General features: G+C 61.2%; 6 protein-coding genes. All 6 read right to left on the reverse strand.

Annotation, left to right across the window (positions count from 1 at the left end):
- Nucleotides 1–523 precede the first annotated feature (523 nt).
- Nucleotides 524–5,269 carry an RHS repeat-associated core domain-containing protein gene (locus GH657_RS12520; protein WP_174769945.1) on the reverse strand — a complete coding sequence of 1,582 codons (4,746 nt, stop codon included), beginning with the start codon at nucleotides 5,267–5,269 and terminating at the stop codon, nucleotides 524–526.
- 270 nt (nucleotides 5,270–5,539) lie between these two features.
- Nucleotides 5,540–9,169 carry a type VI secretion system membrane subunit TssM gene (gene tssM / locus GH657_RS12525; RefSeq protein WP_153101198.1) on the reverse strand — a complete coding sequence of 1,210 codons (3,630 nt, stop codon included), beginning with the start codon at nucleotides 9,167–9,169 and terminating at the stop codon, nucleotides 5,540–5,542.
- The gene (gene tssA, locus GH657_RS12530) at nucleotides 9,166–10,638 is read right to left on the reverse strand and encodes a type VI secretion system protein TssA (protein ID WP_153101200.1); all 1,473 of its coding nucleotides are present in this window, start codon (nucleotides 10,636–10,638) and stop codon (nucleotides 9,166–9,168) included. The genes tssM and tssA overlap by 4 nt, the downstream gene beginning before the upstream one ends.
- Nucleotides 10,626–11,348: a type VI secretion system-associated protein VasI gene (gene vasI / locus GH657_RS12535; RefSeq protein WP_153101202.1), complete on the reverse strand. Its 723-nt coding sequence runs from the start codon at nucleotides 11,346–11,348 to the stop codon at nucleotides 10,626–10,628. Before vasI ends, tssA begins: the two co-directional genes overlap by 13 nt.
- Nucleotides 11,345–12,913 (reverse strand): sigma 54-interacting transcriptional regulator, encoded by a 1,569-nt coding sequence (locus GH657_RS12540; RefSeq protein ID WP_220094850.1) that lies wholly within the window; start codon nucleotides 12,911–12,913, stop codon nucleotides 11,345–11,347. The genes vasI and GH657_RS12540 overlap by 4 nt, the downstream gene beginning before the upstream one ends.
- Before the next feature lie 8 nt (nucleotides 12,914–12,921).
- Nucleotides 12,922–15,519, reverse strand: coding sequence for a type VI secretion system ATPase TssH (gene tssH, locus GH657_RS12545; protein ID WP_153101206.1), 2,598 nt, complete (start codon nucleotides 15,517–15,519; stop codon nucleotides 12,922–12,924).
- Nucleotides 15,520–15,873 lie beyond the last annotated feature (354 nt).

A 15,873-nucleotide genomic window follows, 5' to 3' on the forward strand; every position in this document is an offset into this window, starting at 1 on the left:
TATATCCGTGAATGAAGCTCACTAGGAAATGGGTTGAACAGGCCAGGTTTGAAGCTAGCTAGCGCGTCAATGTCTCGGTTGACTACATCCGGCAATGCCTCACCGTTACCCCAGAATACGATGACGCCGCCAAAGCGCACGAGCGCGAAGCGTTTGCCATCAAGCGCAAGGCTGACAGTGATGAACTGCACAAGGTATGGCGAGCGCAGGCGCAGATAACCGGGCGCGACTGACCATTACCACCGGACAGACATGCAAAGGGCTGCAATCGCGGCCCTTCGTTGTTACCACACTCGCATATCGGGAGAACAAAATCCAGACACAATATCCATCAACTCCAGAACTCTGTCTTCAATGTCTTCCGTTGCGCCAATCCTCAAGGCGTCGAGAAGCCTATACACGGATCCCGAACTAAAATTCTTCTCCCGATATTTCACAAGAATCGCTCGTAGTAAATTGACGTCGCAATCCCTCTCCAATGCATCACGCAGCTCTCTATCTAGCACGCTATCCAGTTCGGCATTCATTGCTTCACCCATTTGTCACGAATTGAGGCAAGGGCCGCCTGATAGTCAGACAAGGACATGCGTGTACTCGGCTGGATCGTCCCATGGTTAGCACTATCCTGAACGTACTTGAGGGTATTTGGAAGATTCGCTGTGTTCAGCATGCATGCGCAGTCTTTTCCAGTGCCGCCCATACTTGCCGGACGCCTATGAGGCGGAAGGTTAGCCGCTGATCCCGGCGCAACCGAAATTCCTCCCGTGGCTGGGAGAACCATCCCATCCGAGCCGACAGGAATATCGACACCAGGACGCGCACCAAGTCCACGCGCCGTAGGCTCAGCAATAGGGAAACCATCGCTTCCGGTTTTCATCGCTCGATATACATCTTCCCCTGTCAATCCGAGCGGGTCACCCCATGTAAGCGGATTGGGCGCATATTGATATAGATTTATACCTCCTCTATACCCAATAGGATCCTTGCCAACAAACCTCCCCACCTCCGGATCGTAATACCGGTAGCGGTTGTAATGCAGCCCGGTTTCATGGTCATGGTACTGCCCCTGGAACCTGATCGGTGTGCGCAGTTCAGCACGTCCCTCTGACGCTTTCCGTATCGCCTCCTTCGCCACACCCCACGCGCGATATTCCGCCGCCCACGCAATCTCGCTCCGTTCATCGGTCAGCTCCTGCGGCGTACCCAGGTGATCGCACTGGTACCACGCCAGGCTGTCGATGGGCGGTGCCGGGGGCGGCGGCAGCCACAGCGGGTCTTCGTCCTGCCGGTAGTAGTCGCTGTACACCGGTTCATCGAGCAGCGCGATCGCCTCCTCACGCACCGCCTGCGCCACCGGCACAAAGCGGCCCGGCTCGTACACGTAGTGCGTGGTGCGCGCGCCCAGGCCATCTTCGTCAGCAATCCGGCTCTCCCACGCCAGCGTGTCGCCATCCCAGCCGTACAGCGTGAAGCCGCACTGCAGTTCGCGGTTGCGCTTCACGCGCTCGCTGCGGTTCCAGTGCGGCCCCGCCTCGCGGCGCGCCTGGTAGTGCGCCTGGCTGTGCTTCGAGAGTCTGCGGCCCAGCGCATCGTAGGTGTAGCTGACTTCGAGGCGGGCGTCCCCGGCGTGCGTGAGCCGGTCGAACAGGTCCCAGGTGTAGCGGCTTGCCTCGCCGTTGCGCCAGCGCTGGGTCAGGTTGCCTCGCGCGTCGTACTGGTAGTGCGTGCCCGCGTACTGTTTGAGCAGGTTGTCCAGCGCCTTCGGCCGTGGCAGGTGCTCGCGGTCGGCCTCACGCTGCGCTTGCGGGTCGACCAGGTTGCTGGCCGGATCGAAGGCGAAGGTCTCGTGGCCCAGCCGGCTCTGCGCTTCCAGCAGGCGGCCCACCGGGTCGTAGCGGTACGCCAGCTGGCCGCGGCGCGTGTCGTTGATGTCCGTGAGCTGGCCGCTGGCGTCGTAGCGGTAGCGGCGCACCAGCAGCCGCTCGCCGCCTGGCGTCTGTCCGGGCGGGCCCTGTTTGCCTGGTTGCGCCTCGCGCGCCAGCACCTGCCCGCTCAGGCGCCCCAGCGCATCCCACTGCTGCGTCTGCAGCAGGCGGTTGCCCTGCAGGCGCGCGACCTCGCGGTGCAGGTCGTCGCGCTCATAGCTGGCCAGTTCGTGCCCGTCCAGCTGCAGCGCCAGCAGGTGGCCGCTGCCATAGGTCAGCCAGCTCACCCGGTGCCCGTCCGGACGCAGCGTGGCGATGCGCTGGTTCAGCACGTCGTACTCGTGCTGCCACACCGCCACCAGCGGCCTGCCCAGCTGGCGGTAGTGCTGGTGCTCGCGCACCAGGTTGCCGGCCGCGTCATGGAACCATTGCAGCCGGCTGCCGGCGTTGCTGGCCAGTGCCAGATGACCGTTGCCATCGTAGGCGAAGCGCTCGACCTGCCAGTCCTGTTCCTGCGGCGCGGTGTCGCCAGTTCGCAGCGCGGCACGGCGCTCAGTCAGCCGTCCCATCGGGTCAAAGGCAAAGGCGGTGATGCGCTGGCCTTCGATGGCACGCGCCAGCGTGCCCGTGGCGTCCCCGTATTCGTAGCGCGTGGTGGCACCATCGAAGCCCGTTTCGGCCAGCAGGCGGCCCACCGGATCGTAGGTGAATTCTGCATCGCGCCCGTTCTCGTTGCGCAGCGCCGTGAGCTGGCCCAGCCTGTCCCACTGGTAGCGCAGGCTCTGGCCAGCCGGGTCCACGCGTTTCGACAGCAGCCCGGCCCCGGTGTAGTGCCACCCGGTGCGCCGCTTTAGCGCATCCACGTGGGCCAGCAGCCGGCCTTCGGCATCGCGCTCGAAGTGCTCTGCGCTGCCGTCCGGATACAGGATGGCCACCAGCTGGCCCGATTCGTGGCGGTAGCGGGTGGCCTGGCCTGCGGCATCGGTGAACTGCATCAGCTGGCCACGGGCGTCGTAGACCCATTCGCTGGCCTTGCCGGAGCAGTCCACGTAGCGTGTGAGCTGGCCGCTGGCGTTGTACGCCAGCTGCTTTTGCCGGCCGCTGGCGTCGGTGATGGCGATCGGCATCCCCATCAGGTTGTACGTGTAGCCGGTCCGGTTGCCCAGCGGATCGACGGTTCCGGTCAGGCGGCCGCGGGTGTCGTAGTCGCGCTGCCAGAGCCCGCCTTCGGCGTCGCTGATCCTGATGAGCTGGTCCGCCATATCCCAGGCATAGTGAACACGTGTCCCGTCCGCGCGGATGTGCTCCAGCAGGTTGCTGTTTTCATCGTAGGCGTAGCGGTCTTCGCTGCCATCGGTGTGGATATGGTGGATGATGTTTTTCGCCTCGTCCCGGAAGAACCATTCCTGACGCCTGTCGGAATGAATGATGCGATACGTGTAGCCCAGGTGGTCGTAGTAGTGCCAGGTTTGCTGGCCGTGGGCATCGGTGACGCAGGTCAGCCGGATGTTCCCGTCCCACTCCAGACGGGTATCGAAGCTGCCGTCATCGGCCCACTCATGCACGGCGCGGGCGTCGGGACCCTGGCCCTGCCATTCGAGGTTCATGCCGCGCCCGGTGCGGTCGGTGTAGCGGGTGACCAGGTGCTGCTGGTACTGGTAGGTCCAGATGGCAGCGTTTTCATCCTGGGCCAGCGTGAGGTCACCCGCTTCGTCGTAGCGGTACAGGCTCAGGCGGCGCTGCGGGGCGTCCTCGCCCATCAGCCACAGGCCCGTGATGCGGCCATGGGTGTCAATGTCGGTGCCCAGGTGCAGGTGCGCCTGGCTGGGATCGTCCTGATAGGTGATCAGGTCAGAAAGCACAACACGCTCACCGGTACGGTGTTCGTAGCCCAGCAGCAGGCCGGCTCCCCCGCGCAGCCCGATACGCACCAGCAGGAAACGCCCGCCGTGACGTTCGTAGGTTTCGCGGCGCTCATGGCCACGGCAGAGAACCAGGCTGTGCTCGCTCACGCGCACCAGGGTGAGACCTTCAATACGGTCATCATGCAGCTCACCGACCCTGGGCAGCGGATAGTCGAAGCTGCGCCCATCGGCGGCATGAAAACGGATGCCATCGCCGTGCAGGTCGAAGCGCGTCGTGAATGGGGTAATCCAGCGCGCGCCGAATTCGGCCTCATCGTAGGCCTCCAGACTGGAGCGGTAGGTGCGCGTCCACTCGATGGGAAACGGACCCGGCAGGATAAAGTCGGTATGCGGGAGTATCTCGCTGCCCATGGCAAAGCTGATGCTGTTGCAGGTGGCCGGGCAGACTCCGCTTCTCTGCGGATTGGGGTCGTGCTTCGCCTTGCCTTCAGCGGAGCGTGGTTCAACAGGTTGTCCTGGGCGGCTGTTGTGGCTGGCGCTGGTCGTGTCGTGCCTGACGTTGGCGCCATGCTTGTGGCCAGCGCTGCTGCGAGCGGCAAGGGCAACAGACAGGCCCTGGATAATCCAGCCGATGCTCTGTTCCATGTTGGCATCGCTCAGGTTCCGGATCTGCTGTCCGAGTTTCGGAGAAAATCTGCGCAGATCTGCCGTGTGAGACAGTACCAGTTTGCCTATATTTTCTGGAATGAACCCGGCAGCCTTGTTGGCGCCTTTTTTGGCAACCCCCGCGTAAAAACTGGTGGCCGCTCCGTAGATATTGGAGAAGACGCCGCCCGGGTCGCGCCAGAGTTTGCCAGTGGCCTCGAAGACCTGCCTGTCAGCTTCCCTGAAATCGCCCGATGCGTCGAGCTGGCCCAGGACGAGGTTGTCGATGCCATCGGCCAGGTCGATGATGAGCCTTTCACCAAACTTCGCAGCCTCTTCAATGAACCCGGGCAGTTCTGCCTGGGCCTGGCTGACGAAATCCTCCAGTTCGCCCTTGATGGTGGCGTTGAGGTTGCTGGCCAGCAGCGTAATGAGCGCCTCGCCAATGAGCTGCCTGCCATTCTGGCGCAGCTCCTGGCGCACCAGCTGCAATGTGGGGCGCAGGCTGACGCGGGCCGCTGCTGTCCCTGGCAACGGCACCACGCCGATGAGGTTGATGCCAAGGCTTACCCAGTCGAACATGTGAGGAGCATCAGCCTTCATCAGCGTAACGATGTCTTCGAACACGTCCGCCAGCGCCAGGATGTTGCCCAGGACCGGCATGGCCCCCGCGACATTCCGGATCCGCTCCAGGGTGATCACGCCATCGCTGATCTCCATCAGCCATTTGTCAAATGCACTGACACTCAGCGCGACATCTGCGGGTTGAATCAGGTTCACCGGAACCACAGCAATCTGGCGTCCGTAGGACAAGTCTGCAGTCACGCTATCCATGAAGCTCCCCTTGAACAGGAAAAGACCCGCCCCCCAGGGGCTGGGCGTAGTTATTGGAGAGCGCTCCTGAGCCATGACGCCGGGATTTGCCGTGGCATAGCGCTTCCACGGAACCCACTAACTGGATGGAATGGTCGGTGCATGTGAGTGTCACGATGCATCGGGCTTTTGCTGGCGCTGACCTATGCTTCACAAAACTCTCTCCCTCTCTTGATTTGGCCATACGTCGATCTTCATGGCTGATTCCAGCTTGAGTCTCATCCCAGCCAGTCATTGCAATAGCGTGCCTGGCAGCGCAAAACCATGGAACAGGCGCTGGGTGAACGGGTTATTACTCTTGTCCGCCGTGACCCGGTAGCGCATGCCACCGTCATTAGCGGTAAAACTCAGATCGACGCTCGTAGCAGTCGCCCCATTGAGCCGGGCCTGGCTCAGCAGCTTGAACAGGGACCATGTCCCCTTGTAGACCAGGCTGCTGCTATTGCCGTCGCCATTGACCAGGGTCATGCGGCTCTCATTGCTGCTGCCGAGCGTGTTGGGCCAGATAACGCCGATGCTTTCGCTCGGTCCGTGGTTGTAGGTGATCAACTGCCCTTGCAGATTCAGAACGCTGCTACGCCGGCTGGGCGCCAGGCCGAGTGGCTCGACCACGAAATGCACCGCCATTGCACCCCGGTTGTTGAAGAACGCATCGCGGATGCGATCAGCGGCCTCCAGCTGCTTCGGCAGGTCGATTCGCATCAGGTAACCGCCGCGGCGTTCCGAGTACAGCGCTTCCAGGTTGTCCTCGACAAACAGCTTCAGGTATTTGTTCCTGAAGTCCTGAAGCTTGCCTTGCGGTCCAAAAAAGGCGGTGAAGTCCTCTATCGAAGCATCGGTCTTGCTGTTCGGGTTGAACGGATAATGCCGGGCCAGTCGCTGGTTGTAGAAGCTGAACACTTCGGTATTCCAGCGTTTTTCCAGCTCCCTTAATGCCTCAATCAGCAGCACATCGGATGATTCATCGGCCAGCTTCCTGACCTGCCGGTTGAGCGGCTCTGGCAACCCCGATGCGACGCGTCGCAGGTTACCGATCGGGTCAGTGCCGCGAAGCGAGAAGCGGTCCAGCGTGACTGCCAGCGCTGCCTTGCCTCTGTCAGGGCTGTCCTGGACTTTCACCACCAGATCCTGGACATTGCCAATCGCCTGCATGGTTTCGTCCAGGTAAGAAGGCTTGTCGGCCTTGGTGTCCAGCAAGGCAGCCAGCGAGGCGAATGCCTGGGCGATCCTGACGATATCCTGCGGCCCATTTCCCTCTGTCCCACTCGCAGCCGTTGCTGGTTTGGCTGCAGGTTGCCCCGGCGCCCCTGGTTGGGCCAGCGTGAGTTTGCTGTTATCGCGCACCGTTTCCAGTAACCGGCGCAACGGAGCTGCCGGGCTGTTTACGGCACCCAGCACCGTAGCGGCCATGCTGATGTCGTCGAAGTTGACCACTTCAAGCTGGTTGAGACCACGCCGCCAGTTCTCGATGTAGTCCCGGCTGTACAGCGCGCGAACACGCTCAACAAGTGCCTGTTTGTCTGCCTCCGAATAATCGACATTGCGCCGCTCTCCCAGCACCCATTGGTCTATGACCGCCAGCACCGCGACATCCTGGTTGTGCGGCTCGAAGTAGTTGCGATATCCCTTGGCCGTCAGTAGCGCATCAATGCGCGTTCCCTGACTGGTGCTGTTGCCAACTGACGGGGCTGGTGGCTGATACACGATGTCGTAAGCCGGGCCGATCTCGTTGCGCAAGTCCAGCGGCGCACGCAGGGTTTCGCCTGCCTGACTGCGCATCGCCATATAAATGCGCTGCGGCAACGGGATTTGTCTCAACTGCTGCTGCACCTCCGAGACGCGGGCAGTGTATTGGGGCAGCGCCACGTCGGCATATTTCAGCGCGTAGTCCAGGTGACTGGCCAGGGCGTGCTGCACGGGGGCTTCGCCAGGGAATGCCGTCTGCCATTCCCTGCGCATCCAGTCCTCAACGAAAGGTGGGCGACGGTTCCGTTTGTCCTCGATCATGCGGTACACACGCAGTGCGCTGAGCTGACTGTCAGAGCCATTCGCTGCGGCATTCATCGACGCGATGACCCCGCCAGCCAGTTGCGGCAGATAGCGGGTCGAAAGCAGTTGCAGATACGCTTCATCTATCTTTGGCCCGATCTTGCGTCCCTGGTAGAGCCCCATGTCTGACACCAGGGGCCAAGCGTGGCGATAGTCGCCGTACACGGCGACGGCATCTCGCAACTGGTCCAGCGGCAGCAGCAAATTACGCCCGGTCGGGTCCTGCGCGGCGTCGATTGCATTGCTTGCGAAAGTGCGGCTCTTTTCGAGCACACTGGCGACTTTTGCGCGGTTCACGCTGTAGTAGTGATACCAGCCACCGATCACAACTGCGCTTCCAAGTGCGGCCACGCCAAAGCCCACCATCAGATGCCGCTTCTTGTCGGCGAGGACTTTCAGGTTGTCTCCGGCGAGACCGGCTTCTGGATAAATGACCCGCTGAAACACCTGCTGGGCGAAATACACCATTGAGCGGCCAGCTGGCTGCGCCGTGGGCACCAGCGCCCGTACCCCATAAGTTTGCGATGCGTTATCGACAAAAGCGTTGTGCAGCAGACCCTGTTGATGGACCGATGAGAAGTAGACGCCACGCGGCAGGGCTGGTGTTCCATACCGGTCGCTGCCGAGCACATCGGTCAGGAAGTTGAGCAGTACCGTGCGCATTCCGGCGATCTGGCCCATGAAGGAAAACAGCGCCTCTCGCAGCGGCAGCGATTTCGCCTCGTTAAGCACATCGAAGACCTGATCGTTCAGGCGGGTGATGAACTCGCCATAACGCTGAACAAGTTCTTCCTTCCAGGCGTCGTACTGCCGGGCGGAGTCGAGGGTGAAGGTAAAGCCGAAGATGTCTTCCCGCTCCGTTTTCGGCAATCGTGCAAAAAATGGCTCGAAGCCTTCGAGTAGATCAAACTTGCTCAGTATCACGTACAGAGGCGGGCGGGTGCCAAGCTGGCGGCTCAACTCCGCCAGACGTGTGCGTAGCAATACCGCCAGGGCTTTTCGTTCGCTGGCGTTCTGCCCCAGCAGCGAAGGAAGGTCAACGATGAGTACTACACCATTGAGCGGTCGGCGGGAACGATTCTGGCCAAGCCACTGAATCAGGTGTTGCCACAGGCGGCCGCGTGTGTCTGGTGGTGGAAACTGCTCGCCTGTGCGAATGCCATTGGTGTCGTCAGCGGGATCGCTGGCGGGTAAGTCTCTGGTTGCCTCGATGGCCGGGTACTGACTGATCAGCTCGCCTGGCGGGTCGATGAGTACTGCCTGGTCTCCCATCCACCAGTCGGTCTGATAGACCAGGTCCGGATCGGCAAACGAACCGTGCCCGCCGGCCTTGATCTCCCCGGTCAGGGAGAAGTTCTGGCCGCTGCGATTGACGAAGCTGGTCTTGCCGGCATCCTCCTGGCCGAGGATCAGGTACCACGGCAACTGGTAAATCCCCTGGCGGCCTCTTAGATGGGCTCGCAACACGGCCAGGTTCGCATCCAGGGACTTTTCCTGCGCGCGAACATGAACGAGCGTGGGATCATCCTGCTCCGTGACCGCGCACTGGCGCTCAGCCTCCAGACGCCGGTTTCTGGCCTGGAGCACCGAGGCCCAGATAATGATCGGCACCATCAGTAACCCCAGCGTCAGGCCGATGCGGACTGGCAAGCCAGCGAGGGGGTGCTGGTTGCGCCATACCCATTGCGGACCGAGCCACCAGATTGCCACCAGCAGAAAGATCAGCCCGAGTATCAGCAACAACGGCAGACCGCTCTTGATCCATCGCCTCAATGAAGTGGAATACCGTTTCAACCATGCCCAGTACTTCATTTATTGTCTCCTTGCGGCTTGCTTCGTCCGTGTTCGTTGTTCTGTGGCAGCTTGATGTGTCTGGTGAGGTGCTCGAATAGCCCAGGCTCCCATTGATCTACGGTGATCCCTTTCATTAACCGGCTAGCGTTCTCATAGAGCTCTTCCGCCAGCCAGCCCAGGCCACGCGAGCGCAACAAATCGGCTGCAATGACCGTTGCATGACACCGCTGCCGCAGTCCGGCTGATTTCCCCTGGTGTTCCTGCAAACGCCGCAAGACGGACTCCACACCCTCTGAATCAAGCTGTGATGCCAGTTGTTCCCGTAGATCCTGATATTCCTGAAGCCCCACGCTTTCAATGCGCCGTGCTTCGGCTGCACCAATCCAGCCCAGGGTTTCGCCATCAACAAAGGGGCGGCCATCGGCAAAGCGCAGACCGGCCAGGCCGGGGATACGCAGCAAGAAACGTTCAGAGGCATGGCGTATCGCTTCCGCGACGGCAGGCATTTCCAGTCTCGATGCCATGGCTGCGGCGAAGAAGCTGCCCCGCACCCAGTAAGGTGAGCTGGTCACGCTCTTCTCCACACGTTGCAACAGAGGCGGATTGACGGCGTTGGTCGCAATTGCGTCGCGGTAGCCTTCCTCGGTATCCGGTGGAACACACATCAGTTCGGTCAGCTGCTCGCGCTGTGCTGGCGGCGCTACCCGCAGATGTCCCCATAGGGCGAAACGCCGGAGCTGGTAGCCCGTTGGGTCGTAGAGATCCTGCTCGTTAATGAACTCGGCCATCGCTAGCAGCGTCCGGCGCGTTTCGCGTTCGTTGCCCGAGCGGACGGATTCACCTGGCTGGAAGAATGCTTCACTGACCGCCCGTCCTCCTTGCTGTCCTTCAGCGGGCGTGAGAACCACCGGTTCCGGAAAGCGGGCGCTCTCCGTCTGGCGCTGCATTTGCGCTTCCAGCCGCGACAGCATGGAGACATCCAGCTTTGTCGCTTCCGCCAGGCCCTGCATACGGTCGAGTGCCTTCTGTGCGTCGGCCTGGAACTCAGCGCGATGGGTTGCCTGATCGAGCTTTCCCAGCGCCTGTCCCAGCCGCTCGACCAGCATCGAGACCAGTTTGCGTTTGGCCAGATAGCCGCGTGGACCAGGCTTCGGTTCTGCTGTTTCCCAGTAATGCTCGACCATGCCCGCCAGCACCACTACCGTCTCGGCCCAGTTGTGCCAGTTGCGCGTGGTCAGCCTGGCAGTGATCAGGTGTCCCGCCACCCGGAAATGCTTGCACTGGGTCGCCAGATACTGACGGGATGCTTCATCGACGTAAGACCAATCAATGCTGACCGACTGCAGGCCGCCGAGCTTGACCATCTCATGTTCGATGCCCTGAAACGTTTCGTCTTCCTCGTCAAAGACACCGGCCGGCTGGCTGGGATTCAGTGGTGCGAGCAACCGCTCGACCTCCATGGGGGGCAGGTTGATCACCAGTGACATGCCTCGCGCTGCTGTTTCATCAGGGCATGCAGATTCGTTGCATCGAACACCAGCCCGGAAAACGCCGGATAGTCGCTTTCTACTTGCAACCGGCCGCTCACGCCGAGCAGGTTACGCAACTGTTCGATGGCAACCAGACCCCGGCCGGCGTCCACCACCGAGCCGTCTTCCAGCACCTGCCAGATGACGGGCGACGAGATGGGCCTGCCGTCCAGCAGCAAACGGATGTTCATCTGGTTCGGTCCGACGGGATGACTTGCCAGCAACTGGAGCCGGGAGATATTCGACAGGCAACTGATGGCGAGTATGGGAGGCGCTGCCGAGCCACCCATCGCTGGCGCAGAAATCACGACACGCCAATGACCGGGGAAGGTGTCCTCTTCGCGCGACAGGCGAAATCCCGTCTCTCCGGCTGCACGGGCGACTTCGTTGAGGCGCACCAGAGCAACAATTTCTGGCGGTTTTGCCGTGGCTTTGCTGTCGTCCAGCGATCCGGCACTGGTCGGCTCGGGCGGCGGCGTAGTGAGCGTGGGTGGCGTGCCGGCCGCGGCATCGAAGCAGGCCAGACGTTCCATGGCCGAAACAATGCGGGTGCATGCGTGCCCTACAGCACCAGACGCACCAGGTGTGACGGTGGCACCGGCTTGCTTGCCCGCATCGCAACCCGTTGTGAATACGGCGAGTGCCAGTGCCAGACTGACTGCTTTCATGGCGTTGAATCCTCCCTGTTCAGATTCCGTTTCAGACATTTGCGTGCCAGTGTTCGTTTGGGGATGCCGAGGCTCTGGGCTGCGAGCGCACGTGAGCCGTTCGCCTGCTGCAGACGCGCGTCGATCAGGCGGTTTTCGAATGCCGCTAGTGCGCCAGGCAAGTCATCGGTGTGCCAGAGGTCGTGCAGCGGAAGTGCTGCTACCGGCAAGATGCCTGGCTCCTGGTTTGGCTCGAAACCCCTCAGCGCATCCAGGGAAATCGCCTGACCTGCCTGGGTGCGCTCAGCCGCAATCAGCACCAGGCTGCGTAGTTCGCGGACATTGCCGGGAAAAGAATGCGATTGCAGCAAGCTCAGTGCCTTTGCGCTGAATCCGGGGATGTGGACCTGGTACTCGCGGTTGTATTGCAGCAACGTGTGCTCAGCCAGAACGGCAATGTCTTCTGGGCGCTCGCGCAGCGGTGGCACATGCAAGGTCAACTGGCGGATGCGGAAGTACAGGTCCTCCCTGAACTTGCCTTCGGCGATGCGCTGGGGCAGTGGCTGGTGAGTCGCGCAGATCAGGCGAAAATCAGAATGGCGTTCCTGGGCGGCGCCGATGGGGCGGTATTTCTTCTCGTTGAGTACGCGCAGCAGGCGGCCCTGCAGCTCAGGGGGCATGTCGCCAATTTCGTCGAGAAACAGCGTGCCACCGTCAGCCTCAGCGATCAAACCCTTGCGCGCCTGGCTGGCGCCAGTGAACGCACCGCGCTCGTTACCGAATAGTTCGGCTTCGATCAGGTCCCGGGGGATTGCTGCGCAATTCACCGGCACGAACTTGCCACCGCGGCTGCCCGCCTGGTGAATGAGCCATGCGGCGTGATCCTTACCCGCGCCTGTCTCGCCAGTGATCAGAATGGCCAGCGCCGAATCCAGCATGCCCAGCATGTCGTGGCGCAGTTGCCGCACGGTGGGGCTGATACCCGCGAATTCGGCAGCCAGCAACCTTGCCGCCCGTTCCCGCGCTCGTGTGCTTGCGTTGATCTGATCGGTCCTTGCATGCCGGGCCAGAACTTCGTCGCCAAGACGCTTGTACAAGCTCGTAAACAGACGCTCGTGGATCTGTATCAATATCTGCCAGAGGGGGTCGTGCCGAAAGGCGTGCAACGCGCTGGCGTCGCCCGCCAGGACCAGTACCGCGAATGCTCGCTGGTTCGTGCCGCGTTGCGGCAAGACCAGCACGCCAAGTTCGGGCGGGACGTGTTCCCGCAGCGTCTCGAAGGTGGTCCCGACATCGACCAGCATATCGAGACGTTCCACTGTGCAGGGTTGCCCGCCGACCAGGCCATAGACCAGCGGATTGTCGAACTCGTCCATTGCCTGCACAGGGAATCTGGATGCATCCCCCGGGTAGCTGGCCAGGGGTTGCAGCTGATCGCCTGTGCTGTTCAGGCAATAGCAGATTCCCTGGCTCAGCCCGCATGCCTCGACCGCATTCGTTAGCAATGACAGCGCCAGTTCTTCCGGGTGCATTGCCCATGTCAAGTCCCGGGCAATCCCGGCCACCGCGAGCGGAGCCAAAGGCATCGCGCTGCTCATTCCAGAACAGCTTCGAAAGCGCACCCGTTCCACGACATTTCGGCGCTGTGGAAGGCGGTGCCCTCAGCCAGCCTGCGCAGTACCGCCAGCGAAAGGGGGGGCAGCAGCTCGCCATCCAGGCTCGCATCCAACATGCGCGCGCCATTCTGATGGCGCTTGCAACGCGCACGCAGCTCGTCGCTGGCGCTGGGCGCCATAGTCAGGGCGGCGCCATAGCGCTGGACAAACTGCTGCTGCAGCCGCTGGAGGCGGCTTTCGACGATTTCGCCGAGTACCGCGTCATCCAGATAGCGATAGGGAATCACCTGCATCCGTGCCAGCAGGGCCGGCTTGAAGAAGCGCATCAACTGCCCCAGCAGCGCCTGCTCGTCCAGGTCGGACAAGCCTGGGTCTAGCTGGTCGAAGCCTAAATTAGAGGTCAGAAAAAACAGGACATTCTTGCAGTCGATCTGCCGACCTTCGCCGTCCGCCAGCTCTCCCTTGTCAAAAGCCTGATAGAAAATATTCAGCACGTCCGCGTGGGCTTTTTCCACTTCATCAAGCAGTACCACCGAGTACGGCTGCTTGCGGATCGCTTCGGTCAATACGCCCCCCTCGCCATAGCCGACATAACCAGGGGGTGAGCCGAGCAGACGCGAAACGGTGTGCTTCTCCTGAAACTCAGACATGTTGATGGTCGTCAGGAACTGCCTGCCGCCGAACAGCGTATCGGCCAGCGCCAGGGCGGTCTCCGTCTTGCCCACACCGCTTGGTCCTACCAGCAGGAACGCGCCCATCGGCGTACCGGGCCGCCGCAAATCGGCGACCGCAGTCAGCAGGTGTCTGTGGATGCGTTCAATGGCCCCGTCTTGCCCCTTCACCCTGTTGCGTAGCACTTCAGGCAAAGACGCCAGACGTGCCATCTGGTCGCTGTCGATGGTCGTGGCGGGGATGCCAGTCCAGTCTGCAATGACCTGTGCGATCTGCTCGCGGCCGACTTCTGCATGCAGCAGCGCGCCATCACGCTGTAGTGCCGCGAGTTCAGCGACTTTTGCTGGCAACGGCTCTACGGGCGCCTGTCGTACATCATCGTCCCCTGCCTCAGCAGTGTGCAGCGTGACACGCAGTGCCTGTATCTCATCAACCAGTGGTTTCTGCATGGACCATGATGCCTGCAGGGCGGTCATGGCTTTTTGTATCTGGTCACGTTGCCCGGTCAGCTTCTCCAAACGTTGCGTATCGTTGTCGCCAGACAGGGCCGCACGCTGGTCGCGCTTCAGAAACCGCATCTCTACGTCGATTTGTTGCAGCTCGTGCTCAAGCGTGCGAAGCCGTCGGGGACGCTCCGTGAGCGCCGTCGCTACCCGTGCGCAAGCGGTGTCCAGTACGTCGATGGCCTTGTCGGGAAGCTGGCGGCCGGACAGGTAGCGCCCCGACAATTCCGCCGCCGCATGCAACGCCTCATCGCTGATGTACACCCCATGGGCGCGCTCGTAGGTCTCGCGCAGGCCTCGCAGGATGTGGACCGCTGTCGCCGGATCCGGTTCATCGAGCTTGACGAGCTGGAAGCGTCGGCTTAACGCGGCATCCCTGTCGAAGTATTTCTTGTATTCCGACCAAGTCGTCGCGGCAATCGTGCGCAGCTCGCCGCGTGCCAGCGCTGGCTTGAGCAGGTTTGCGCCATCGCTACCACCTGCCGCATTGCCTGCACCGATGAGCGTGTGCGCCTCGTCAATGAACAGGATCACCGGTGTCGCGGCATTCCTGACCTCGTCGATGATCGCCTTCAGGCGCTTCTCGAACTCGCCCTTGACTGAAGCGCCAGCCTGCAACGCACCGAGGTCGAGCCCCCAGAGCGCGACTGGACGCAGCGCTTCGGGCACCTGGCCGGATACGATGCGTTGCGCTAGACCCTCGATCACCGCACTTTTGCCCACGCCAGCGTCACCCACTACGATCGGATTGTTCTTGCGGCGACGGGACAGGATGTCGATGATCAGGTCGATCTCATCGTTGCGGCACAACACCGGATCCAGCTTGCCCGCGCGCGCCTGGGCCGTGAAATCATGGCCATACTTGGTCAGTGCCGAATCTGTCGCTCCAGCAGGCATGGGCGGTACGTGCTCTGCGGTCTGCGGCGTCTCCGCAGAATTGGCCAGGCGCGTTGTGAATTCCTTGCGCCAGGCCTCCCGGTTCACCCCTTCGAAGAGACGGATGGCGGGCAATGGCAGGTAGCGGCCCGCATTGAGCAGGGCGGTGAGAAACAGGCTGCCGCCGCGGATCTGCTCCTGCTGCCATTCGAGCGAACCGAGAAGCCAGGCTTCCTGCAGCAACTCGACAAGCAGCGGAGAAAACGACGGATATTGCCCTCCCGCGGTTTCCTGACTGGGAAAGCCAGCCGAGAGCGCCTGGCGCACCTGATCCGGTTCCAGTCCGGTCTGACGCAGCAACAGATGCACATCGCCTAGCGGCTGGTCAACGAGTTTAAACAGCACATGCGGCACCGTGACTTCGGCGCCTTGCTGGCTGATGCAAAGGCTGGCGGCCTCCTCCAGAGCCTGGCGGGAGGAAGCGTTCAAGCGGTCGAATACAGCCGAAAGTTCAATCCGGATCATGAAATGAATTACGCCAAAAGAAATGTTCGGAGACGAGATAAACCACTCTATTTTGAGCGAGATAAACCACGCTATTTTGAGCCAGGTTGCCGCGAATTGAATTAATGCGTATTGGATTAATCGGTTCCAGCAAAAAATAAGGAAATGAAAATTCAAAAGCGATTAACCTATTAAATAAACATATAAGAAGAGATTTGTAAACTAGAATATTCTGATTTTTGTTGCGATCTGCCCGCTTTCAGATAAGCCAACCATTATCTCAATAAATAATTCCGTAGCCTGCTTAATCCGGCAGGTGCATTGCTGCAATAGCTATTTGCCTGACACCAAGCATTTCCCGATGCGTTCAGAAGT

It is taken from the genome of Paraburkholderia hayleyella (assembly GCF_009455685.1).
Lineage (GTDB): Bacteria > Pseudomonadota > Gammaproteobacteria > Burkholderiales > Burkholderiaceae > Paraburkholderia > Paraburkholderia hayleyella.

Bases quoted from the DNA above. Each gene is read 5' to 3' on its own strand.
- GH657_RS12520 (WP_174769945.1), bottom strand. From the start codon at position 5,269: ATGGATAGCGTGACTGCAGACTTGTCCTACGGACGCCAGATTGCTGTG.
- tssM (WP_153101198.1), bottom strand. From the start codon at position 9,169: ATGAAGTACTGGGCATGGTTGAAACGGTATTCCACTTCATTGAGGCGA.
- tssA (WP_153101200.1), bottom strand. From the start codon at position 10,638: ATGTCACTGGTGATCAACCTGCCCCCCATGGAGGTCGAGCGGTTGCTC.
- vasI (WP_153101202.1), bottom strand. From the start codon at position 11,348: ATGAAAGCAGTCAGTCTGGCACTGGCACTCGCCGTATTCACAACGGGT.
- GH657_RS12540 (WP_220094850.1), bottom strand. From the start codon at position 12,913: ATGCCTTTGGCTCCGCTCGCGGTGGCCGGGATTGCCCGGGACTTGACA.
- tssH (WP_153101206.1), bottom strand. From the start codon at position 15,519: ATGATCCGGATTGAACTTTCGGCTGTATTCGACCGCTTGAACGCTTCC.